Source organism: Promicromonospora xylanilytica (assembly GCF_054782895.1).
Window position 1 is genome coordinate 146,182 of sequence record NZ_BAAGRP010000004.1, and the last position, 22,783, is coordinate 168,964.

Here is a 22,783-nt window from a genome sequence, read left to right on the forward strand (position 1 = left end):
ACGGTTGTCAAAGATCGGCGTGGAGAGGTCCGTCACGCCCCTGTCCGGTCACGGCCACACCGGCCCCGGAAGACCCTGCCCGCTACCGCGAACGGTAGGCTTGGCGGACATTGTTTCCCGCCTGTTCCCCTGGAGAGAGCCCTCGTGTCCGACAAGTCAGTGCGCTCTGCGCAGACCGCCAAGCTCGACGCCGTCGTCTCGCTCGCCAAGCGACGAGGTTTCGTCTTCCCGTCGGGTGAGATCTACGGCGGAACGCGTTCTGCGTGGGACTACGGCCCCCTCGGCGTGGAGCTCAAGGAGAACATCAAGAAGCAGTGGTGGCGTTCGACCGTGACGAGCCGCGACGACATCGTCGGCCTCGACTCCTCGGTGATCCTGCCCCGCCAGGTCTGGGTGGCCTCCGGCCACGTCGGCGTGTTCACCGACCCGCTCACCGAGTGCCTCTCGTGCCACAAGCGGTACCGCGTCGACCAGATGCAGGAGGCGCACGCCGACAAGAAGGGCATCGACGACCCGGACTCCGTGCCGCTGACCGACCTGGTGTGTGTCAACTGCGGCACCCGTGGCCAGTGGACCGAGCCGCGCGACTTCAACATGATGCTGAAGACGCACCTCGGCCCCGTCGAGGACGAGTCGGGCCTGCACTACCTGCGCCCCGAGACCGCGCAGGGCATCTTCGTGAACTTCGCCAACGTCGCGGCGGCCGCGCGCAAGAAGCCGCCGTTCGGCATCGGCCAGATCGGCAAGTCGTTCCGCAACGAGATCACGCCGGGCAACTTCATCTTCCGCACGCGCGAGTTCGAGCAGATGGAGATGGAGTTCTTCGTCAAGCCGGGCGAGGACGAGGAGTGGCACCAGTACTGGATCGACCAGCGCACCAGCTGGTACACGGACCTCGGCATCTCGGCGGACAACCTGCGCCACTACGAGCACCCGAAGGAGAAGCTGTCGCACTACTCGACCCGCACCGTGGACATCGAGTACCGCTTCGGCTTCCAGGGCAGCGAGTGGGGCGAGCTCGAGGGCGTCGCGAACCGTACGGACTTCGACCTGAAGACGCACACGGAGAGCTCCGGCAAGGACCTCTCGTACCGCGACCCGGTGACCAACGAGAAGTACTTCCCGTACGTCATCGAGCCGGCCGCCGGCCTGACCCGGTCGCTCATGGCCTTCCTCGTCGAGGCGTACGCGGAGGACGAGGCGCCGAACACGAAGGGCGGCGTCGACAAGCGCACGGTGCTGCGTCTCGACCCGCGCCTGGCCCCGGTCAAGGCAGCCGTGCTGCCGCTGTCCAAGACGGCTGACCTGCTCCCGGCGTCGGAGGCCCTCGCCACCGAGCTGCGCAAGTACTGGAACGTCGACTACGACGTGACGCAGGCGATCGGCAAGCGCTACCGCCGTCAGGACGAGATCGGTACGCCGTTCTGCATCACTGTCGACTTCGACACGCTCGACGACCAGGCGGTCACCATCCGCCACCGCGACTCCATGCAGCAGGAGCGTGTGGCGCTGGACAAGGTGGTCAGCTACCTGGCGGGCCACCTCGTCGGGGCCTGAGGCTCTCGACAGGCCCGATCAGCCGTCACCGCGCGCCCTGCGCCTGCTCCCGCAGCAGCCGCAGGGCGCGCGGCCACGATCACCCGGGTGAGATCAGCGAGGATCGAGTCAGGTTCCGCGCCGCTGCCGCTCTGGACTCATGACGTGCCGTCCCAGGCACCACGAGCCCCCAGAAGAGGTTGGCCCCATGATCCGTCGAACCACCGTCGCTCTCGTGAGCGTTCTCGCGCTCGCCCTCACCGCGTCCGTACCCGCGTACGCGGCGCCCGAGCCCGCTCCCGCGGCCGTCAAGTACGACACGAACGTCACGGTCGACGCCAAGCCGGAGCCGGTCGCCAAGAACAAGACCCTCACCGTCAAGGGCACCCTCAAGGCAAAGCGGGACGGGCGCTGGCGCCCCATGGCCTCGAAGTTCCTCACCGTGCACTTCGACCCCGCGGGCCCGGACCGGCCCCGCAAGGTCAGCACCGTCCGCACCACCAGCACCGGCAACTACGTCCGCAACTTCACGGCGAACCGGTCGGGCAGGTGGACCGTGAAGTACGCGGGCAACAGCATCAACCAGAGCGACAGCGCGGCCGACGTCGTCTGCGTCTACCGTGCCGGCCGGTGGCAGTGCCCCGTGTCGTCGACGAACCGCGACCTCGACTGCAGCGACATCCGCCGGACGGTCTGGGTGGGGTCCGCCGACTACCACCGCCTGGACGCCGACAACGACGGCTGGGGCTGCGACTCCTACTCCTGACCGTCCCGTGGGCCTGGCCCGCGGCGGACGCGGGTCAGGCCCAGCACGGTGTGAGACGTACCGAGCATCCCAGGCATTGTGGAACACTTAGGCAATGCTTACCTCACCTGCGGCTGCGCCCGCGGGACGCCGTGCGGGTGCGGAAGCCGTGGCTCACCGTGCCCGACGCCGAACGGTCGCGCTGGCCACCGCGCTCACCGCCCTGCTGCTGGTCGTCCTCGCGAGCCTCGCGCTCGGCGTCCGCGACATCAACCCCGCGGAGGTCTGGCGCGCCCTGACCGCTCCGGTCGAGGGGTTCGTGGACCACGACGTGGTGCTGGACCAGCGGCTTCCGCGCACCGTCGTCGGACTGGCGGCCGGGATCGCGCTCGGCGCGGCGGGCACCCTGATCCAGGGCGTGACGCGCAACCCGATCGCCGACCCCGGCCTGCTCGGGCTCAACTCGGGCGCGTCGCTCGCCGTCGTCTGCGCGGTCTGGCTGTTCGGCATCACCGCACCCATCGGCTACGTGTGGTTCGCGTTCCTCGGCGCGGCAGCCGCCGCGGCGATCGTGTTCTCGGTGGGTCGGGGCCAGCCCGTGCGCCTCGCGCTGGTCGGCGCCGCCGTGACGGCCCTCATCACGCCGCTCATCACGCTGGTGCTGCTGCAGGACCAGCAGGCGTTCAACCTGTACCGGTTCTGGTCGATCGGCTCCCTGACGGGCCGTGGCCTGGACACCGTCGCGTGGCTGTGGCCGTTCATCGTCGTCGGCGTCGTCCTCGCCGCCGGGCTCGCGCACCGGCTCAACATGCTGGCCCTCGGCGACGACGTGGCGACGGCCCTCGGGCAGCGGGTCGGCACCACGCGCACCCTCGCCGCGATCGCCATCGTGCTGCTCGCCGGGACCGCTACCTCGCTCGCCGGGCCGATCGCGCTCGTCGGGCTCGTCGTGCCGCACGCGGCGCGGCGCCTGGTGGGCACGGACTACCGCTGGATCATGGGGATCGGCACGCTCCTCGGCCCCGTGATGCTGGTGTCCGCCGACGTGCTGGGCCGACTGCTCCTGCCCCGGTCGGAGCTCGAGGCCGGCATCGTCGCCGCGCTCCTGGGCGCGCCGGTACTGATCGCCGTCGCCCGCAGCCGGAACATGGTGGGCGCCTGATGAGCACGATCTCCGCCGTCGCCGGCGTGCGCGCCGTCCGGCGCCGCCGTCAGCTCCTCGTCGTGACCGCGATGGCGCTCGTGGTGCTCGTCGCCGGGACCGGTGCCCTGCTGATCGGCGCCGCCGGCCTGACCCCCGGCCAGGCGATCGCCGGCGCGCTGGGCCTCGGCGACAAGGGCGACGTCTTCATCATCCAGAAGCTGCGCCTGCCGCGCATCGAGGCGGCCGTGGTGGTCGGCGCCGCGTTCGGCCTGGCGGGCGCGCTGTTCCAGTCGACGCTGCGCAACCCGCTCGCGTCCCCCGACATCCTGGGCATCTCGAGCGGAGCGAGCCTCGGCGCCGTGATCGGCCTGCTGACCCTCGGCCTGAGCGGGGTCGCCCTGTCCGGGCTGGCGTTCACGGGGGCGGCCGGTGTCGCGCTGGCGATCTGGCTGCTCGCCTGGCGCAAAGGGCTGCACTCGATCCGGTTCGTGCTGGTCGGCGTCGGGTTCGCCTACCTGTGCTCGTCCCTGGTGGCCTGGGCGATGGCCCGGGCGGAGGAGAACGAGGCGGCGGGCGTGCTCGTCTGGACCGTCGGCTCCGTGTCGGACATCCGCGGCGAACAACTCTCACTCGTCGCCACGGGGACGCTCGTGCTGTGCGTGGCGGTCGCCGCCATCTCCCGCACGCAGAGCCCGCTCTCGCTGGGGGACGACAACGCGCGTGCCCTCGGGGTGCACGTGGACGCCGCCCGGGTCGGCACACTGTTGCTCGCGGTGGCGCTCGTCGCCCTGGCGACGAGCGCGGCGGGCCCGATCGCGTTCGTCGCCCTGGTCGCCCCCGCCATCGCCCGCCGCCTGGTGAACGACGGCGGTGCCGCGCTCGTCGCGTCCACCGTGACCGGCGCCGCCCTCACCCTGGTCGCGGACGTCGTCGGGCAGCACGCGCTGCTCGGCGTCGCCGCGCCGGTGGGCATCGTCACGGGGCTCGTGGGCGCCCCCTACCTGCTGTGGCTGCTCGCCACCACCGAGAAGAGGAGCCGATGACCAACCTGCGCGCCGAGAGCGTCAGCCTGGGCTACGACGGCCTGCGCGTCATCGAGGGCCTCGACCTGACGCTGCCCGACGGCAAGATCACCGCCGTCGTCGGGCCGAACGCCTGCGGAAAGTCCACGCTGCTGCGCGGGCTTGCCCGCCTGCACCCGCTGGACGCGGGCCGCATCACGCTCGACGGTACCGACATCACGGCCATGCCCCGCAAGGAGCTCGCCCGCAAGGTCGGCATGCTGCCGCAGTCGTCCATCGCACCGGACGGCGTGCGGGTCGCCGAGCTGGTCGGCCGGGGCCGGTACCCGCACCAGGGCTGGTTCGGCCGGCACTCCTCCGACGACGACGCCGTGGTCACCACCGCACTCAAGTCCACCGGGATCGAGGACATCGCGGACCGGCCGGTCGCCGAGCTCTCCGGGGGCCAGCGCCAGCGCGTGTGGATCGCGATGGTCCTGGCCCAGCAGACGGACATCGTGCTGCTCGACGAGCCGACCACGTTCCTCGACGTGCGCCACCAGCTCGACCTGCTGGACCTGCTCACGGAGCTGAACCGGGAGCGCGGCACCACCGTCGCGATGGTGCTGCACGAGCTCAACCTCGCGGCCCGCTACGCCGACCACCTGGTCGTGATGTCGGCCGGGCGGATCGTCGCGGAAGGTGCGCCCAGCGACGTGCTCACCCGCGAGGTGGTGGACGAGGCGTTCGGGCTGCGCGCCCAGGTGGTGCCCGACCCGGTCGCCGGCTCGCCGCTCGTCGTACCGGTGGGGCGCTACCACTCGAAGTGAGTGGTTCTCCTCACGTCGGACCTGGACAATTCCGCAACATCGTCGTTACCTAATGAGGTTAGGGTTACCTCATATCGGCCGGCGCCCGCCGGTCGACGACTGAACATCCGGGAGAAAACCGTGCGCCTTCGCCGTTCCCTCGCGACGGCCGTCGGCCTTGTCGCCGCGTCCGCCCTGGCTTTGTCGGGCTGCGCGTCCGAAGCTCCGACCGCCGACGGCGCGACGCCGTCGGGCAACACCGGCGGCGCGACCGACGAGTTCCCGCTGACCATCGAGCACGCCCTCGGCGAGACCACGATCGAGGAGGCGCCCGAACGCGTCGCCACGTGGGGCTGGGGCTCCACGGAGGCCGCGATCGCGGCGGGCGTCCACCCCGTCGCCGTCGCCGAGCAGACCTGGACCGTCGGCGAGGGCAACCTGCTGCCGTGGGTCGAGGACGCGTACACCGAGGCCGGCATGGACCTGCCCACCGTCCTGACGGACGCGGAGGCCGGCGCGACCGTGCCGTACGAGGAGTTCGCGGCAGCGGAGCCCGACGTCATCGTCGCCACCTACTCGGGCATCACGCAGGAGCAGTACGACCTGCTCAGCGAGATCGCACCGGTCGTCGCGTACCCCGACGGCCCCTGGCAGACGTCCTGGGAAGACACGATCACGCTGACCGCAGAGGCGCTCGGCCGCAGTGCCGCGGGCGAGCAGGTGCTGGCTGACATCGACGAGTATCTCGCCGGGCTCGCGAACGAGCACCCGGAGTTCGAGGGCAAGACCATCGCAGCGATCTGGGACTCGCCGGACCTCGGCTCCGTGTACGTGTACAACTCGTCCGACGCGCGTGCCGGCTTCCTCGAGCGCCTCGGCTTCACGACCGCCCCGGCGGTCGACGAGCTGGACACCACTGGCGGTAAGGAGTTCACGTACACCCTGTCCTACGAGGAGCTGGACAAGCTCGAGTCGGACGTCGTGGTGAACTACTCCCAGACCGAGGAGCTCGCGGCCGAGGTTCCGGACAAGCCCGAGCTGCAGGCGATCCCGGCCGTCAAGGCAGGCAAGCTCGCTCAGCTCGCCGGCACCATCCCCGTCTCGTCGGTCGGCCCGCCGACCGCGCTGTCGTACGACTACCCGGACGGCGTGCCCGCCCTCGTCGACGAGCTCGCTGACGTCCTGGGCGAGTAGCCCGGCCCCGCCGAGGTAGTCGTCTGGCGAGGTAGTCGTCTGGCGAGGTAGTCGTCTGGCGAGGTAGTCGCCCGGTTCGCGCTGGGTGACTACCTCGCTGCATGACTACCTCGCCAAGTGACTACCTCGCCAGATGACTACTTCGGCGTGGGGGTGTCCAGGGCGCCGCCGTAGCGGCGGTCGCGCTTCGCGTACTCCTCGACGGCCCGCCAGAGGTGCCGACGGTCGACGTCGGGCCACGGCTCGTCGAGGAACACCATCTCGGCGTAGGCCGCCTGCCACAGCATGAAGTTGGACGTGCGCTGCTCGCCGGACGACCGCAGGAACAGGTCCACGTCGGGCAGGTCGGCCAGGTACAGGTACTTCTGCACGGTCTTCTCGTTGACCCGCTTCGGGTCCAGCCGGCCGGCGGCGGCGTCGCGGGCCATGGCCGCCGCCGCATCGGCCAGCTCCGCCCGGCCGCCGTAGTTGACGCACATCGTCAGGGTGCAGAGGTCGTTGTGCTTGGTGCGCTCCTCCGCCTCCTGGAGCACGTTGATCACCGACTTCCACAGCTTCGGACGGCGCCCGGCCCAGCGGATCCGCACGCCCCACGACGCCATCACGTCGCACTGGCGCTGCATCACCTCCTGCGTGAAGTTCATCAGGAAGCGCACCTCCTCGGGCGAGCGCTTCCAGTTCTCGGTGCTGAACGCGTACGCGGAGACGTACTCGACGCCGACGTCGACGGCGCCCGCGACGACGTCGAGCAGAGACTTCTCGCCCGCGCGGTGCCCCTCGATGCGGGGCAGGCCCCGGGCGTTGGCCCACCGCCCGTTGCCGTCCATGACGACGGCGACGTGCCGTGGCACGAACTCCTTGGGGATGCGCGGGGCTTGCACGCCCGAGGGGTGCGGATAGGGCTTCACCAGGTCCCGGCTCGGGGTCCGGGCCATCAGCGCTCCACCATCTTCAACGATCGCAACGTTCTCTCCAGGTAGTACTGCCCATAGGCGGCGACGAGGCCGCTCGCCTCCTTGCGGTGCCGCGCGTCGGACGCGTCGGCGGTCGCCCAGTCCCCTGCGAGCAGCGAGGACAGCAGGGCGAAGGTCTCCGGCGCGGGCGCGGTGGAGCCCGGCGGCCGGCAGCGTGGGCACACGGCACCGCCCTGCGCCACGTTGAACGAGTGGTGCGGCCCCGGCTCGCCGCAGCGCGCGCAGTCCTCGAACGACGGCGCCCAGCCCGCCACCGCGAGCGCGCGCAGCAGGTACGAGTCGAGCACCAGGTTGGCGTCGTGGTGCCGCTCCGACAGTGCCCGCAGCCCGCCGGCGAGCAGCCAGTACTGCTGCACCGCCGGCTCGTGCTCCTGCGCGACGAGGCGGTCGGCGGCCTCCAGCATCACGGTGCCGGCGGTGTACAGGGCGTAGTCCTCGCAGATGCGGCGGGCGTACGCCCCGATGGTCTCCACCTGCGTCACGGTGTCGAGCCCCATGCCGGGACGTGGGCTGCGGCCGGTGTGGAACTGCACGTCGACCGCCATGAACGGCTCCAGCCGCGCCCCGAACTTGGACGACGTGCGCCGCACGCCCTTGCCCACACCCCGCACCTTGCCGTGCTCCCGCGTCAGGAACGTGATGATGCGGTCCGCCTCACCCAGCTTGTGGGTGCGCAGCACGATCGCGTCGTCTCGGTACAGGGGCACGCAGCCATTCTGCCCCTACTCACCGACACTCCTGCACGCCGCGCGTCAGCGGCCCAAGACCTTCACGAGCGCTCAGCGTTCGACGAACCGCGTACCGTCCGGCGTCAGCTCCGGCTCCCACACGAACCGGTGGATCAGGTGCTTCTCCATCACGCCGCGGGCGATCAGCGCGACGGTGCCCCAGATCGCGAAGAGCAGCATCGTCTGCAGAAAGTTGTTCCCGATCTTCTCGAACCCGCTGAGCGCCAGCGTCGGGATCAGGAACATCAGGCCGAGGAAGGCGGGCAGCAGGTGCACGCCGATCCACTGCACCACGGACAGCAGCTCGATCCGGCGCTCGGCGACCACGCCGTGGTAGTCCATGACGTTGACCACATGGTCGGCGCGCCACTTGGCGACGTGCCGGGCGACGGTCCACTGCGCGTCCCGCGCGTCGAGGGCCGAGCTGCCCGACGGCAGCCAGATGCCGAGGACCTGGTGGATCTCGGCGGGTGTCAGGTAGCCCTTGTCGAGGATCGACAGGCTGTGCACCGGTGGCTGCCGCGTGTTCGTCGGCAGCACCAGCGCGGCCAGGAACAGCAGCACACCGCCGGTGCCGAGCAGTCCCACGAGCGCGTCCGGGAGCCACGGCAGGAGAAGGGTCGCGGTGGCGAAAGCCAGCGCGCCGAGCAGCGCGCAGACAATGCGGTTCTTCATCGTCATGGTGAGCAGGACTTTACCGGCATCTCGCCCCGGTCGGTGGCGAGAGTCCGGCTGCCGGTCAGAAGAACGACGTGTCCCGCCTGCTCAGCGGACGGGACACGAGCCTCCACGCGAGGCCCTGCAGCGCGAGAGCCAGCGGCACCACCACGGCCGCGCCGATCCCGTACGCGGCCATCGTCTCCGGGGAGATCCCGCCCTCGACGAGCCGTGGCCACGCCGCCACGGCCGTACCCACCGCGGGAGCCATGATCATCACGGAGGTGACGATCACCGGCAGCGGGCCCGCACGGCGCAGCCGCCACGCGACGACGGCGTCGCCGTGCAGGCGCGTGACCACCACGGCGACGATGCCGAGCACCAGCGCCGCCAGACCGCTCCCCCAAGCCGCGCCGAGCAGCGCGCCCCAGCTGCCCGCCAGCACGATGCTCGCCACCACCAGCAGGATGTCCCACCCGTCCCGCCAGACCCGCTTGAGCCACCTGCTGCGCAGCCAGATCGCCACGTCGCGCAGTACCCACGACGCGATCAGCGCGATCGCCACGGGGGACGCGGCGTCGAGCAGGTCCGCCCCCGCGTACGGGAACACGCCGACCAGCACGGCGATCGCCGCCACGAGCCACACCTCACCGGGCACGAGCATCGGCGCGACGGCCCCGAGCACCACGCGCCGCTCGGCGGGCGCCCGCCGACGGTCGCTGCCGTCATGGTTGCGCTCCTGCAGCAGGGTCGCACCGGCTCCCTGGACCGCGCCGTCGAGCACCACCCAACCGGACACCAGGACGGTGAGGAGGACGGCCCAGGCCGCTGCGTTCATCGGGCCACCTCCGGCTCATGCTCGTCGCGCACGGCCAGCGTAACGAGATCCACACCGACGGGCTGGTGGGAACGCGATCGTGTGCACCGATTCGCGCGACGCGAACACCGTTCTCGTCAGTAGCCCGCGCGGGTGGGGTGTGCCCGCCATGCCGCGAAGGGTTCTCCCGCCCGGGCGATCCGGTGCTCGACGACGGGGCTCGGCCACGTCGAGCGGTCACGCGCGAGCAGCTCGTAGAACTCGCGGTCGTCGAAGCCCGCCTCGTCCGCGTCGTAGCGGTTCGCGGCGAACACGATCCGGTCCACCCGGGCCCACAGCGCCGCGGCCAGGCACAGCGGGCAGGGCTCGCACGACGCGTAGAGCGTGGCGCCGGCCAGGGAGAACGTGTTCAGGGCACGGCAGGCGGCCCGGATCACCACCACCTCGGCGTGCGCCGTGGGATCGAGGTCGCGGGTCACGCGGTTCCCCTCGGCCACGACCTCGGCTCCCGCGCGCACGACGACGGCCCCGAAGGGGCCACCGCCGTCGGCCACGTTCCCCGTCGCGACGTCGACGGCGCGGGCGAGCCAGACGTCGTCGTCGGCAGGGGCGGGCGTCCGGGGATCAGGCTTGCCACTGGGATGAACCACTTCCCGATGCTCCCACACCGACCTACCGCGACCGGCGCGGCTAGCCGGCCGCCGAGGAGACCACGAGCCTTCCGCCGGCCAGCGTGTCGGTCACGGCCCCGGCGACGGGGTCGTAGACGAACAGGTCCGCGGCCGCGCCCTCGGTGATCGTCCCCTTGGGCCGGTCCCCCCGGTCCAGGCCGGCGAGGGCGGCGGTGCTCGCCGACGTCCAGCGGGACACCTCCGGCAAGGCGACGCCCCGGCTGCCGGCCGCGGCGGCGAGGGTGACGAATCCCGGGAGGCCGGAGCCCTCGGCGCGGGCGGCCGCGCCGGTCCCGCCGGCCACACCGACCACGCTGTCCAGGGCCCCGACGCGCAGACCGTCCCACAGGGCGTCCTGGTCGCCCCGGTCGCGGACCGGCGGGCAGCACCTGGCGATGGTGTTCCCGCCAGGTGTCTCTCCGGGGGCGAGCACCAGGTGGTGGTGGCAGGTCTCGGCGGTGACGGGGAGCCCTTCCTCCTTCGCCTCCGCGAGCAGGTCGAGCACCTTCGGCGAGGACACGTGCAGCAGGTGGGTGCGGGCCCCCGTCTCCCGCACGGCGTCGAGCAGCGTCCCCACCGTCGCGTCCTCGGCGGGCGCCGCCAGCAGCCCGTCGAACCGGACGAGGCGGTCCAGCACGGTGAGCAGCTCGTCCGGCGCGAGCGGTGGCAGCTCCGGGTCACCGGAGCCGGCGACGAAGCAGGTGAAGCCCACGGCGCCCGCGTCGAGGAGCCGTTCCAGGTCGTCGACGTTCCCGGGCAGGGCGGCGCCCCAGAAGGCGACGTCGCAGTGGGCCGACGCCGACCGTGCCGCCGACTGCTTCGCGCGCAGCGCCGCCACCGTGGTGGTGGGCACCGCCGAGCGGAACGGCAGGTCCACGACCGTGGTGACGCCGGCGTGCGCGGCGGTCCGGGCGGCCGACGTGAAGTCTTCCGGGTCGGCACCGTCCGGTGCGGCGTGCACGTGCGTGTCGACCATGCCGGGCAGGATCACGCGGTCGCCCAGCCGCCAGGTCGAGGCAGCGGGGGCGGACGGGGCACCGAGCATGTCGTCGCCGGCGGCCGCGATCCGGTCGGGGTCCGAGGTGCCCCACCAGACCTGCGCGATCCGGTCGCCCTCGACCCGCAGGACCGCCGGGCGCAGCTCCCCCTCGACCAGTACCCGCTCGGAGCCGATCAACGTGCTCATGGGAAGGTCCACGGGGCCAAATCTAGGGTTCCGTCGCGAGGTCGCGCTACACCGAGCCGTCAGGGCACCTGCCCCGTGCGCAGCATGTGCGCGACGTCCGGCCGGCCGAGCCGGTCCGCCTGCGCCGCCGCGCCCTCGTGGTCGTACGACACGGCGAGCAGGCGGGCCGTCCAGCCGCCGCCGTCCGCCGCCTGGGACACGATCGCGAACCGGGCCTCCGGCGAACCCGTCTCGACCCGGTGCGGGTGCGGCGTCTCGTCCGTGTAGGCCGGCCAGCCGACACTGCCGGGGTTGACCAGCAGCGACCCGTCCGGCAGGTCGCGGGTGCGCGCCTGGTGCGTGTGTCCGCACAGGTACAGCCCGTATGCCCCGTAGGCCGCCCCGAGGCGTTCGACGAGCTCGCCGTCCGTCGCCTCGCGGACACCCTGCGGGTGCTCCGTCGACCGCGGGACGACGGTCTGGGTGAGATAGGTGGCGTCGTCGCCGGGCACCGCGTGGAAGGCGAGCACGCCGGGGACCGGGACGACGGTGAGCGGGAGCGAGCCGAGCCACGTGCGGTCGGCGTCGTTCAGCACACGGGAGGCGACCTGGTCCGAGCCGCCCATCTCGTCGTAGGGCAGTGTCAGGACCTGCCGCTCGTGGTTGCCGCGGACCGTCACGATCTCGGGACGTTCGGCGAGCAGGTCGAGGGTGCCGCGCGGGTCGACGGCGCCGGAGACGATGTCCCCGAGGTTCAGCACGAGATCGACCCCCTCGGCGTCGACGGCGGCGAGGACCGCCGTGAGCGCCGGGGTGTTGCCGTGGATGTCGGAGAGTACGGCGATGCGGGTCACCCATATGAGACTAGCGGGGCGGCGGCCCCGCTTCGCCGGTGCGCGGGTCCCGGACCTCCGGTGGCATCGTCCGACCCGTGCGCGGGTCCTGGGCCTCCGGCGGCACCGTCCCGCCCGTGCGCGGGTCCCGCGCCTCCGGCGGCACCGTCCCGCCCGTGCGCTGGTCGTAGGCGTCTCGTGGCATGGTCCCGCCCGTGCGCGGGTCCCGGACGTCTGGGGGCATCGACTCCGTGCTCCCGGGCTGCTCGACGACGCGGGCCGGAGCCGGCCACACGGCGATGAGGAGACCGACGAGGGCGCTGCCGAGGTGCAGCCAGTTGTCGGCCTGGTTGATGTTCAGGAAGTTGATCTCCGGGTCGTTCACGGCGAACAGGCCGTAGACGAACACGGCGCCGTAACCGATCAGGAGCAGCCAGCCGAAGGTGCGGGCACTGGCCGACCTGGACCACGCGCCGATACCCAGGATTCCGATCACCAGGTGCACGATGTTGTGCAGCGGGTTGATGGCGAAGCCCAGCAGTGTCGCGCCGGGGTCGTGCTCCATGAACCCGGCCATGTCGAAGCCGGTCACGAAGAAGCCGGCGATCCCCACCAGCAGGTAGACCACGCCGACCACGAGGGCAAGCCACTGGTGGGCGCCGCGGGGGCGCCTTGTTGCCGTCACGTGCGTCATGATGCCTCTCCCGTCCGTCTGGTACCCGTCAGTGCCACGGTCACGCGGTCGCGGTCCACTCGCACGCCGACGACGGGGCAGGTGGGGCCGCCCTCACTTCTCCTGGATCATCCCGGCCTGCGTGTAGACGGCGCGCAGGTAGGCGAGCAGCTCGTCGGCGTCGGGCGGCTCGGGGCGCAGGAGCCGGTAGAGGACCGCGCCGACGGTCATGTCGATGAGCGCCTCGATGTCGGTCTCCGGCGGCAGCACCCCCTCCTCGACGGCGCGCGAGAGCGCCAGGTGCGCGGTGCGGCGCCGGGGCAGGATGTGGTTCTGCCAGAAGGCCGCCATGAGGCCGGGGTGGGTGACCGTCGAGCCGAAGACCTGCGCGAGCATCGCGCGGTAGGCGGGCTCGGCGAGGGTCCGCGCGCTGACGGGCAGGGCGTCGGCGATCACCTGGGAGATCTCGGCGTACGACAGGCCGGCCAGGTCGTCGGTTCCGGGGCTGGGGATCTCGCCGCGTGCCGACTCGACGGCCGCGGCGATGAGCTCGTCCTTGCTCTCCCAGCGCCGGTACACCGTGAGCTTGCCGACGCCCGCTCGCCGCGCGATCTGCTCGATGCTGGTGCCGGCGTGGCCGTGCTCGGTGAACAGCTCGAGCGCCGCCCGCAGGATCGACTCGTCGGTGCGGGGGTCGCGGGGGCGTCCACGGCCGCGGCGTGTGTCGGCGGTGGTCACCGGGTCCGCCCGGTGCGCAGGAGCTCGGCGAGCCGCGGTCCCGACTCGGCGGGGTCCGCGCCCCGCCAGGCGAGGTGCCCGTCGGGTCGCACGAGCCATGCCTCGGCGACGCCGTCGGTCCGGGTGAGCCGGGTCGGCTCGCCGTCCTCGGACCTGGCGCCCGGCATGCCGTCCGGCTCCGCGCCCGGCTCGCCGTCCGACGGCGGCACGAGCAGCGCCCAGCGCCCGCCGAGCTCGGCGTGCAGGGTGGTCGGTGTCCCGTCCGCGCGGGCGCAACCGAGGTTCGGCACGCGGTCGCCGACGCACGTCCGCCGCCCGAGGCGCGCGGCCAGCCGCTCGGCGCGCGCGGCACCCAGCGGACCGGACCGGTAGCTCACCCAGAGCTGGGAGGTGGTGAACGTGACCCAGCGCTGGACCCACGGCAGGTTGAAGAGCCGGATCACCACCTGGTCCCGCACGAACCTGCCGACCGGGCTCTGCGCCACGTTGACCCGCGTCACGTTGGCCGTCCCGCGCAGCACGTCGGTGGCCAGCGGACGGCGTTCGGCCTCGTAGGTGTCCAGCAGCGCGTCGGACGCCAGGCCGCGCACCACGAGGGCGAGCTTCCAGGCGAGGTTCTCGGCGTCGCCGAGGCCGGTCAGCATGCCCTGCCCGCCGAACGGCGCGTGCGCGTGCGCCGCGTCACCGGCGATGAGGACCCGGCCGCTCCGGTACCGGTCGGCGAGCCGGCGGTGGATCGTGAACTCGGACAGCCACTCGCTGTCCAGCACCCACACCTCGCGGCCGGTGCGCTCGGGCAGGATCTCGCGGAACCGGTCCAGGATCTGCTCCTCGGTCAGCCGGCTGCGCCGCCCGTAGGCGTCGGTCGCCCTCGGCCCGTCCGGCCCGGCGCCGCCCGGGGCGGTCTCCTCCGGGGCGCTCCGCGGGTCGTACGCGATCAGCCGCCACAGGTCGGCCCGCCCGTCGTCGTCGGGCATCGGCATGGCGCCGAGCATCCCGGTCGGGTGCACCCACCCGGACGTACCCGCCCGGTCCACGTCCCAGTCCAGGTGCACGTCCGCCAGCAGGAACCGCTCGCTGAGGCGCACGCCAGGGGCGCCGATGCCGGCGACGCTCCGGACGGCGCTGCCGGTCCCGTCACAGCCGACGAGCCACCGGGCGCGCACGGCCCGCCCGTCGTCGAGCCGCGCGGTCACGCCGTCGCCGTCCTGTGCGAGGCCCGCGAGCGCCGCACCCCACTCGGGTGTCACGCCCAGCTCCGCCAGGCGACGGCGCAGCTCGGCCTCCACGTGGGCCTGCGAGACGACCATCGGTGGCGCGGCGGTGCGCAGGCCGGGGTCGCCGAAGCGGAGGCGCATCACCGGCCTGTCGCCCAGGTAGGTGGTGATCCGCATCGCCCGCACCGAACGTTCGGGCAGCTCACCGAGCGCGCCGAGCCGGTCGAGCACCTCGGATCCCCGCACGTGCACGAAGTTGGCACGCGACGTGGTCGCCGGAGCGGGCATGCGGTCCACGACCCGCACGCCGACTCCTTGGAGGCGGAGCCCGCACGCCAGCGCGAGGCCGGTGGGGCCCGCACCGACCACGAGCACGTCGGTGGCCTCGTCTGCCATCACTGCTCCTTTTATTATCGGACCGGTACCGTTAACAAAATATCGCAGCGGAGCCCGCACGGGAAGCCCTGCTCGTCAGACGCCTCAGCCGGGCTGTGCGAGCAGCCCCCGCGCCGCCGCCCGGGCGGTGGCGAACGCGCCCGGCTGCGCGCGGGTCGTGTGCGCGACCAGCGCGCCCTCGTAGAGCAGGTGGAGCTGGGCGCCGACCTCCTCCGCGCCGGCGTGCCCCGCGTCGCGCAGCAGGCCGGTGAACACACCGAGCATGTAGAGCTTGTCGGCCAGGATCACGGCGTTGGCCGGATGGTCGGTCCCGCCCACCTCGGCGTGCGCGTTCACGAACGCACAGCCCCGCAGGTTCGCCTGAGCCCACTCCTCCGCGATCTCCAGCACCGCGAGCACCTGGTCGGCGCCCGGTCGGAGACCGCCGCGGGCCGCGAGCCGCTCCCCGAACCACTCCACCCAGCGCTCGTGCCTGCGCGTCAGGTAGGCGGCCACCAGCGCGTCCTTGGAGCCGAACCGGTCGTAGAGGGTCTTCTTGGTGACACCCGCCTGGTCGGCGATCAGGTCCACACCGACGCCGCGGATGCCACGGGCGTAGAAGAGCTCGCCCGCCGTCGCGAGGATGCGCTCACCGGCCGGGGTGTGCGGGTTGGGTTCACGTCGCGGCATGCGGGTCCTTACGAAGCTGCTGGCCCTTGGCGCACCTCATCGGGTGCACTGCGAGTATACCGACCAGTATGGTTACCTGCCGCCATGCCAGTGCGCCTCCTCCGACACATCGCCCCCGCCCTGCTCGTGGTGCTGTGGAGCTCCGGCTTCGTCGGTGCCACCTTCGCCGCCCCGTCCGCCCCCGCCACGACCACGCTGCTGTGGCGCTACGTGGTCGCCGCTCCCCTGATGCTCGTGGCGGTGCTCGCACTCCGGCGCCGGTACCGGCTGAGCTACCTCCGGCGGGAGGCCGTGCTCGGCGCCCTGGGGCAGGCGGGCTACCTCTACGGCGTCTTCCGTGCGGTCGAGGAAGGGCTACCCGCCGGGACCGCCGCCCTGCTCGCCTCGCTGCAGCCCGCCCTGGTCGCCACCGTCCTGTCCGGGTTCGGGCACCGCGGAGGGCGCCGCCAAGGGGTGGGCCTGGCGATCGGGTTCCTGGGCGTGGCGCTGGCCGTCGGTCCCGGCGCGGTCGCCGGGACCGGTGCCGGCGGGGCGCTCTGGGCACTCGCGGGCATGCTGTCGCTCTCGGCCGCCACCGTGCTCGGCGACCTGTGGCCTGCGCGCGACCAGCGCCAGCACGACGTGCTGGACTCCCTGGCCGTGCAGAGCGTGGTCGCGCTCGCGCTCTTCGCTCTGGTGGCGTTCGCGAGCGGGCAGGCCGCTCCGCCCGCCGACCCGTCGTTCTGGCTGGCGGTCGCCTGGCTGGTGGGCCTGGCGTTCCTCGGCGGCTACGGCATGTACCTGTACGTGCTGCGCACACGGGGGCCGGTCGCGGTGAGCACCTGGCTGTACCTCACCCCGGCGGTCTCGGCTGCGTGGGCCTGGGCCATGTTCGGGGAGCACCTGCCGCCGCTCACGGTGGCGGGGTTCCTGGTGAGCCTCGCGGGGGTGCTCGTCACCCGGATCGCGCCCACGCGGGTGCGATCCGTCGGACGTCGCTCACCGGCGAACGCGGGCCCTTGACAGATTGGTAACCGCAGGGTTACCAATGTGCCCATGGATGCCTTCGCCGCCCTCGCCGACCCGGTCCGCCGCGACTTGCTCCGGCAGCTCGCGTCCGGGCCCGCACGGGTGGTCGACATGGCGTCCACCCACCCGATCAGCCGCCCGGCCATCAGCAAGCACCTCAGCGCCCTCGGCTCGGCGGGGCTCGTGACCGCCGACGACGTCGGCCGGGAGCGGCACTACCGGCTGGACCGGGCCGGGCTCGCGCCCGTCTGCGCGCTCCTCGCCGAGCTGGCGCCCGCACCGCCCTTCGGGGAGCACGCGCTCGACGGGCTGGACCTGGAGGTGCGACGCGCCGGCAGGGACCGCCGGGCGGCGGCCGGCACAGCGCACGGCGACCCGCAGCACGACGACGAGGAGACAGCATGAGCACCAGCCCGACGGCCACCGGCCGAAAAGAGCAGCGCGCCGACGGCACGTACGTCGTCCTCACCCGCACGTTCCGCGCCGGCATCGAGGACGTGTGGGCGGCGATCACGGAGCCGGAGCGTCTGGCCCGCTGGATCGGCCGCTGGACCGGGGACCCCGCACAGGGGACCGTGCGGTTCGAGATGCTCTTCGAGGGTGAGGGCGTCGAGGCCGAGGAGTACACGATCAACGTGTGCGACGCGCCGGCCCGACTCGAGCTCACGTCCCACATGGCCTACGACGAGCACACGCCGGCCACCTGGCACCTGAGGCTCGACCTGTCCGAGGCGGACGGCGTCACCACGCTCACCTTTGCCCAGTCGATGGACGATCCGTCCATGGCCGAGAACGTCGGCCCCGGCTGGGAGTACTACCTGGACCGGCTGGTTGCCGCCGAGACGGGCGGCGACCCGGCCGCGATCGACTTCGGCGACTACTACCCCGCGCTGGCCGAGGCGTACCGCACGCTGTAGCCCCCAGGCGCCGGTCACCATCCACGACAGGGGCCCAGGTCACCGGGTGACCTGGGCCCCTGTCGTGGGTGGTGCTGGATCGCTGCGGTCAGCTCTGGATCTCGAGCATCCGACGCCGCGCGCGGACCATCGCCGCACCCGCCGCCGTGAGGACGAGGCCGGCAGCGGCCACGCCGACGACCTCGCCACCGGTCTGCGCCAGCGCGCCCGGCGCCTGCGCCTCCCCGGCGGACTGGATCGGCGCGACGGGGTTCATCCCGGCGCCGGAGCCGCCCGTGCCCGGGTAGCCGATCGGGAGCGTGCCCCCGTCGCCGTCGCCGGCACCGTTGTCCCAGCCGCCGTCGTCCCAGCCGCCGTCGCCGCCGTCACCCGAACCGCCGTCACCCGAGCCGCCGTCGCCGCCGTCACCCGGGTCGCTTCCGCCCGGGTTGCTGGCGTAGGAGGGGCTCTCCAACAGGTCGTCCACGACGCCGTCCGGGCCAGCGACCGCACCGATCGTGCCGGGCACGTCGGCGTTGCCGACGTTCTCGCCGATCGAGCCGATGTCGTTGATGATCTCGGCGGGCAGGTTGTCCGTCACACCCTGCTCGGGCGCGTCGGCGCCCAGCACGTCGTCCACGGCACCGTTCTCGCCGGCCACCGCGTTGACCGCACCCGTGACACCGTTGACGACGTCCTCGACCGGGCCACCCGCGTTGGGCGACGGCGCGGCCGCCTTCGTGGCGACGACCTGGTCGGACGCCGCCGACGTGCCGCCGCCGGTCACACCCTTGACGACGTCCTCGACCGCGCCGTCCTTGCCGGCCGCCGAGCTGACCACGCCGGTGACACCCTTCACGGTGTCGTCGACGGCGCCCTCCTCCTTGGTGACCTGCTCGACCGTGTCCGAGACCTGGTTGAGCGTGGTGTCGACCGCGCCGTCCTTGCCGACGACGGAGTCGACGGTGCCCGTGAGGAGTCCCCCAAGGCCGCCCGTCGAGTGCTCGACCGGCGTGTCGTCGGCCGCCGTCGCGGACGTGGCGCCCGCGAGGATCAGACCGCCGGCGACGAGCGCGGACGGGAGCGCCCGGCTCACGAACTTCCTCTTCATGTGTCCCCCTGTAACTGGTATCTCTGTGTAGTTGCCCGCTCTCCGAGCAGATGCCCGATCACCCTCGCTGATATGCCGGGTGAATTCAAGGACATCGGGTATGTTTCCCCCATGATCGTGCCAGGCTCAGGGGCAGCCCCGCAGATCCACCCGCTCGAACCGTCGGACCCGCAGGAGCTGGGTGGTTATCAGCTTCTCGGACGGATCGGCGCAGGCGGAATGGGAGTGGTGTACCTCGCTGAAACCCGTACCGGACGGAAGCTGGCTCTCAAGGCCATCCTGAAGGAGTTCGTCCAGGACCCGGAGTTCCGTACCCGGTTCCGCAGAGAGGCCGCCGCGGCGATGAAGGTGCGCGGCCGATATCTCGCCACGCTGATCGACGCCGATCCCGACGGCGCCCAGCCGTGGCTCGCCGTCGAGTACGTCGAGGGGCCGGCGCTCACCGCCGTCGTGCAGGCCGGGGGCCCGCTGCCCGAGGCCGACGTGCGCCGTGTGGTGGCCGGCGTGGCGGAGGCGCTGCGGGCCGTGCACCAGGTCGGCATCGTGCACAGAGACCTCAAGCCATCCAACATCCTGATCGGCCAGGACGGCCCGTTCGTCATCGACTTCGGCATCGCCCAGGCGTCGGACTCGACGTCGCTGACACGCACCGGGCTGAAGGTCGGCACGCCGTCCTTCATGGCGCCGGAGCAGATCCGCGGCAGCATCGCGACCCCCGCCGCCGACATCTGGGCGCTGGGTGCCGTGGCGCTCTACGCCGCGACCGGCCAGCGGGCGTTCGGCGAGGGCGACACCACCGTCGTCTACTACCGCGTGGTCCACGAGGAGCCGGACCTCAGCGCCTGCCCGGCCTGGCTGCTCCCGCTCGTGCGGGCCTGCCTCGACAAGGACCCCGAGGCCCGGCCGGACCTGCAGGAGGTGCTGGACTTCCTGAACGACGTGCCCGCAGGCTTCCGGACCGCGACCACGAAGATCACGCCGGGGCCCGCCCCCGCCGACGACGACGCCACCGCACTGCGGGACGACGACGCGACCGTGCTGAAGGTGGAGCGGACGCCGGCACCGGCGGAGCCGGCGACCGAGCCCGCGACCGAGCCGGACGAGCGCCGGAGCGTCCTGTCCCGGCCGGTCACCTGGATCGTCGCCGCCGCGACCGTGTTGGTCGTCGGCGCGGTGGCCACCGCGATCACGCTCGGGATGCCGTCCGGCAGCCCGGAGGCCGGCGCCGACGGCACGCCGTCCGCCTCCCCCGAGCCGTCGGCGGTCATCGACGAGTGCCTGGTGGGCGAGTGGCGGCTGGACAACCTGACCACCGCCATGCGGATCAACGCGCTCGACGAGACCGTGGACGCCACCGGCTTCGACGGCCGCGTGACGGAGTTCCGCGCGGACGGCACGCAGCTGGTCCGGTACGACGACGCCCAGCCGGCCCGCGCCAAGACCTCGATCGGCGAGCTGACCGAGACCTGGAGCGGCACCGCGAAGTACATCGTCTCGACCAGCGACGACGGCGTGCTGACGACGTCGGGCTCGGACTTCCGGGACGTCAAGGTCACCATCGCCCTCGCCGGGGAGAGCACCGAGCGCCAGCCGAACACCCCGACCCAGGAGCTGCAGTACACCTGCGACGAGAGAACCTACACGGAGCAGGCGGACGGTTTCGAGGCCAGCTACACCCGCCTTCGCTGAGTGCTGGATATTCGCCCCTCCAGGGCCGGCGCAGGGGCGAATATCCAGCACTCAACGGTCGTGGGTCAGGCCGTTCGGTCGGCTCGGTTGACCGCCGAGACGATGGCCTTCAGCGATGAGAGCGTGATGGACGGGTCGATGCCGACGCCCCACAGGACGTCGTCGCCGACCGCGCACTCGACGTAGGCCGCCGCGCTCGCGTCGCCGCCCTCGGACAGGGCGTGCTCGGTGTAGTCCAGGACGCGTACGTCGACGCCGACCTGCGCGATCGCGTTCACGAACGCGTCGATGGGGCCGTTGCCGGTACCGGTCAGCGTCAGCTCCTGGCCGCGGTCCAGCACGTCGACCTCGAGGGTGTCCTGCTCGCCCTCCGCCGACACCGCGCGGGTGCCGCGCAGCGTGAGCCGCCCCCAGTGCTCCAGGCCGGACGGCGCGCCCTCCTCGACGGGCAGGTACTCGTCCGTGAAGATGCGCCAGATGTCCGCGCCGGTCACCTCGGTGCCCTGCGTCTCGGTCACCTTCTGCACGGCGTGGGAGAACTCGATCTGCAGGCGGCGCGGCAGGTCCAGGTTGTGCTCGCTCTTGAGCAGGTAGGACACGCCGCCCTTGCCGGACTGCGAGTTGACCCGGATGACGGCCTCGTACGAGCGCCCGACGTCGCGCGGGTCGATCGGCAGGTACGGCACGCCCCAGTGCAGGTCGTCGACGCCGACGCCGGCCGCCTCCGCGCGCCCGGCCATGTGCTCGAAGCCCTTCTTGATGGCGTCCTGGTGCGAGCCGGAGAACGCCGTGAACACCAGGTCGCCCACGTACGGGTGGCGCTCGTGGACGGGCATCTGGTTGCAGTGCTCCACCGTGCGACGGATCTCGTCGATGTCGCCGAAGTCGATCTGCGGGTCGATCCCCTGCGAGAACAGGTTCAGGCCCAGCGTCACGAGGTCGACGTTGCCGGTGCGCTCACCGTTGCCGAACAGGCAGCCCTCGATGCGGTCGGCACCGGCCAGGTAGCCCAGCTCGGCGGCAGCGACGGCGGTGCCGCGGTCGTTGTGCGGGTGCAGCGAGAGGATGACGTTCTCGCGGTGGTTCAGGTTCCTGCTCATCCACTCGATCGAGTCGGCGTAGACGTTGGGCGTCGCCATCTCGACGGTGGCCGGCAGGTTGATGATGACCTTGCGCTCCGGCGTCGGCTCGAAGACCTCGATGACCTCGTTGCAGATCCGCGCGGCGAACTCGAGCTCGGTCCCCGTGTACGACTCGGGCGAGTACTCGTAGTAGATCCGCGTGTCCGGGAGGGTCTCCTCGAGCTTGCGGCACAGCTTGGCGCCGTCCAGCGCGATGTCGACGATGCCGTCCTGGTCGGACCGGAACACGACCTCGCGCTGCAGCACGGACGTCGAGTTGTACAGGTGCACGATCGCCTGCTTGGCACCGGTCAGGGACTCGTACGTGCGCTCGATGAGGTGGGCACGCGCCTGGGTGAGCACCTGGATCACGACGTCGTCGGGGATCCGGTTCTCCTCGATGAGCTTGCGGACGAAGTCGTAGTCGGTCTGGCTGGCCGACGGGAAGCCGACCTCGATCTCCTTGTAGCCCATCGACACCAGCAGCTCGAACATGCGGAGCTTGCGCTCCGGGTCCATCGGCTCGATGAGGGCCTGGTTGCCGTCCCGCAGGTCGACCGCGCACCAGCGCGGAGCCTGCTCGATGCGCTTGGTGGGCCAGGTGCGGTCGGGGATGTCCACACGGATCTGCTCGTGGAACGGCTGGTACTTCTGGATCGGCATGCCCGACGACTGCTGCGGGTTGTCTTCGATGATCCCGCCCGCTGCGCCGTGCACTGCTACGTCGTGAACTCCGCCGGGGGTGGTGGCGGTGATGCTGTTCTCCATCATGTGTCCTTCGCTCGGTGAGGTTGGCCGGCACACCAAGCCTCCGCGACGAGGGACCGGCCTGTCTAGGCCTCGTCGCGGCAGCGAAGGAGAAGGATCACCGTAGGGCGCACGCCGTCACTGTACTCCCCGCGCCGGATCCCCACACCAGACCCGCCCAGGATGCGGACTCCTCACCGGCCGAGCGGGTCGAGGACTCGACGCGCCCGGCCGGCGGTGGCGG

23 protein-coding genes are annotated in these 22,783 nt (G+C 72.1%); 10 read left to right on the top strand and 13 right to left on the bottom strand.

Annotation, left to right across the window (positions count from 1 at the left end; translation table 11 throughout):
- Positions 1–144 precede the first annotated feature (144 nt).
- The 6 genes from ACYVK7_RS05615 (at position 145) to ACYVK7_RS05640 (ending at position 6,429) form a co-directional block, all read left to right on the top strand.
- A complete protein-coding gene (locus ACYVK7_RS05615) occupies positions 145–1,557 on the top strand; it encodes a glycine--tRNA ligase (RefSeq protein WP_460886696.1) in 1,413 nt (470 codons plus the stop codon).
- A gap of 187 nt (positions 1,558–1,744) precedes the next feature.
- Positions 1,745–2,302 carry a hypothetical protein gene (locus ACYVK7_RS05620; protein WP_460886697.1) on the top strand — a complete coding sequence of 186 codons (558 nt, stop codon included), beginning with the start codon at positions 1,745–1,747 and terminating at the stop codon, positions 2,300–2,302.
- Positions 2,303–2,396: 94 nt separating this feature from the next.
- Positions 2,397–3,443 carry a FecCD family ABC transporter permease gene (locus ACYVK7_RS05625; RefSeq protein ID WP_460886698.1) on the top strand — a complete coding sequence of 349 codons (1,047 nt, stop codon included), beginning with the start codon at positions 2,397–2,399 and terminating at the stop codon, positions 3,441–3,443.
- A complete protein-coding gene (locus ACYVK7_RS05630) occupies positions 3,443–4,468 on the top strand; it encodes a FecCD family ABC transporter permease (protein WP_460886699.1) in 1,026 nt (341 codons plus the stop codon). The genes ACYVK7_RS05625 and ACYVK7_RS05630 overlap by 1 nt, the downstream gene beginning before the upstream one ends.
- On the top strand, positions 4,465–5,256 hold the full coding sequence (locus ACYVK7_RS05635) for an ABC transporter ATP-binding protein (protein WP_460886700.1): 792 nt from the start codon (positions 4,465–4,467) through the stop codon (positions 5,254–5,256). Before ACYVK7_RS05630 ends, ACYVK7_RS05635 begins: the two co-directional genes overlap by 4 nt.
- Positions 5,257–5,376: 120 nt before the next feature.
- On the top strand, positions 5,377–6,429 hold the full coding sequence (locus ACYVK7_RS05640) for an iron-siderophore ABC transporter substrate-binding protein (RefSeq protein WP_460886701.1): 1,053 nt from the start codon (positions 5,377–5,379) through the stop codon (positions 6,427–6,429).
- A gap of 137 nt (positions 6,430–6,566) precedes the next feature.
- Here the strand turns inward: ACYVK7_RS05640 and ACYVK7_RS05645 are convergent, their stop codons facing one another.
- From ACYVK7_RS05645 to ACYVK7_RS05695, 11 genes are all read right to left on the bottom strand, one after another.
- A complete protein-coding gene (locus tag ACYVK7_RS05645; protein WP_460886702.1) occupies positions 6,567–7,364 on the bottom strand; it encodes an isoprenyl transferase in 798 nt (265 codons plus the stop codon).
- Positions 7,364–8,110, bottom strand: a complete 747-nt coding sequence (gene recO, locus ACYVK7_RS05650) for a DNA repair protein RecO (RefSeq protein ID WP_460886703.1) — start codon at positions 8,108–8,110, stop codon at positions 7,364–7,366. The genes ACYVK7_RS05645 and recO overlap by 1 nt, the downstream gene beginning before the upstream one ends.
- A gap of 72 nt (positions 8,111–8,182) precedes the next feature.
- On the bottom strand, positions 8,183–8,812 hold the full coding sequence (locus ACYVK7_RS05655; RefSeq protein ID WP_460886704.1) for a hypothetical protein: 630 nt from the start codon (positions 8,810–8,812) through the stop codon (positions 8,183–8,185).
- Between the two features lie 58 nt (positions 8,813–8,870).
- Positions 8,871–9,626 (bottom strand): cytochrome d ubiquinol oxidase subunit II, encoded by a 756-nt coding sequence (locus tag ACYVK7_RS05660; RefSeq protein ID WP_460886705.1) that lies wholly within the window; start codon positions 9,624–9,626, stop codon positions 8,871–8,873.
- A 116-nt stretch (positions 9,627–9,742) separates the two neighbouring features.
- Positions 9,743–10,255, bottom strand: coding sequence for a nucleoside deaminase (locus ACYVK7_RS05665; RefSeq protein WP_460886706.1), 513 nt, complete (start codon positions 10,253–10,255; stop codon positions 9,743–9,745).
- Between the two features lie 40 nt (positions 10,256–10,295).
- Complete coding sequence (locus tag ACYVK7_RS05670; RefSeq protein ID WP_460886707.1) at positions 10,296–11,462, bottom strand: amidohydrolase family protein; 1,167 nt, start codon at positions 11,460–11,462, stop codon at positions 10,296–10,298.
- A 59-nt stretch (positions 11,463–11,521) separates the two neighbouring features.
- On the bottom strand, positions 11,522–12,295 hold the full coding sequence (locus ACYVK7_RS05675; protein ID WP_460886708.1) for a metallophosphoesterase family protein: 774 nt from the start codon (positions 12,293–12,295) through the stop codon (positions 11,522–11,524).
- A 10-nt stretch (positions 12,296–12,305) separates the two neighbouring features.
- Positions 12,306–12,959 (bottom strand): DUF4383 domain-containing protein, encoded by a 654-nt coding sequence (locus tag ACYVK7_RS05680; protein ID WP_460886709.1) that lies wholly within the window; start codon positions 12,957–12,959, stop codon positions 12,306–12,308.
- Between the two features lie 102 nt (positions 12,960–13,061).
- The gene (locus ACYVK7_RS05685; RefSeq protein WP_460886710.1) at positions 13,062–13,685 is read right to left on the bottom strand and encodes a TetR/AcrR family transcriptional regulator; all 624 of its coding nucleotides are present in this window, start codon (positions 13,683–13,685) and stop codon (positions 13,062–13,064) included.
- Entirely contained in the window at positions 13,682–15,298 is a 1,617-nt protein-coding gene (locus tag ACYVK7_RS05690; protein WP_460886711.1) for an FAD-dependent monooxygenase, read from the bottom strand. The genes ACYVK7_RS05685 and ACYVK7_RS05690 overlap by 4 nt, the downstream gene beginning before the upstream one ends.
- 84 nt (positions 15,299–15,382) lie before the next feature.
- Positions 15,383–15,967 carry a TetR/AcrR family transcriptional regulator gene (locus tag ACYVK7_RS05695; protein WP_460886712.1) on the bottom strand — a complete coding sequence of 195 codons (585 nt, stop codon included), beginning with the start codon at positions 15,965–15,967 and terminating at the stop codon, positions 15,383–15,385.
- A gap of 84 nt (positions 15,968–16,051) precedes the next feature.
- Between ACYVK7_RS05695 and ACYVK7_RS05700 the strand changes: the two genes are divergently transcribed.
- From ACYVK7_RS05700 to ACYVK7_RS05710, 3 genes are read left to right on the top strand one after another with little or no spacing between them, the layout of a single operon-like run.
- Positions 16,052–16,969: a DMT family transporter gene (locus ACYVK7_RS05700; RefSeq protein WP_460886713.1), complete on the top strand. Its 918-nt coding sequence runs from the start codon at positions 16,052–16,054 to the stop codon at positions 16,967–16,969.
- A 33-nt stretch (positions 16,970–17,002) separates the two neighbouring features.
- A complete protein-coding gene (locus ACYVK7_RS05705) occupies positions 17,003–17,380 on the top strand; it encodes an ArsR/SmtB family transcription factor (RefSeq protein ID WP_460886714.1) in 378 nt (125 codons plus the stop codon).
- A complete protein-coding gene (locus ACYVK7_RS05710; RefSeq protein ID WP_460886715.1) occupies positions 17,377–17,892 on the top strand; it encodes an SRPBCC family protein in 516 nt (171 codons plus the stop codon). Before ACYVK7_RS05705 ends, ACYVK7_RS05710 begins: the two co-directional genes overlap by 4 nt.
- 88 nt (positions 17,893–17,980) lie before the next feature.
- Here ACYVK7_RS05710 and ACYVK7_RS05715 read toward each other — a convergent pair whose 3' ends face one another.
- Positions 17,981–18,982, bottom strand: a complete 1,002-nt coding sequence (locus ACYVK7_RS05715) for a hypothetical protein (RefSeq protein WP_460886716.1) — start codon at positions 18,980–18,982, stop codon at positions 17,981–17,983.
- 111 nt (positions 18,983–19,093) lie between these two features.
- On the opposite strand from ACYVK7_RS05715, the gene ACYVK7_RS05720 reads away from it, so the two are divergent.
- Entirely contained in the window at positions 19,094–20,671 is a 1,578-nt protein-coding gene (locus tag ACYVK7_RS05720; protein ID WP_460886717.1) for a serine/threonine-protein kinase, read from the top strand.
- A 65-nt stretch (positions 20,672–20,736) separates the two neighbouring features.
- On the opposite strand, the gene leuA is transcribed toward ACYVK7_RS05720, so the two are convergent.
- A complete protein-coding gene (gene leuA / locus ACYVK7_RS05725; protein WP_460886718.1) occupies positions 20,737–22,563 on the bottom strand; it encodes a 2-isopropylmalate synthase in 1,827 nt (608 codons plus the stop codon).
- Positions 22,564–22,783: the final 220 nt, after the last annotated feature.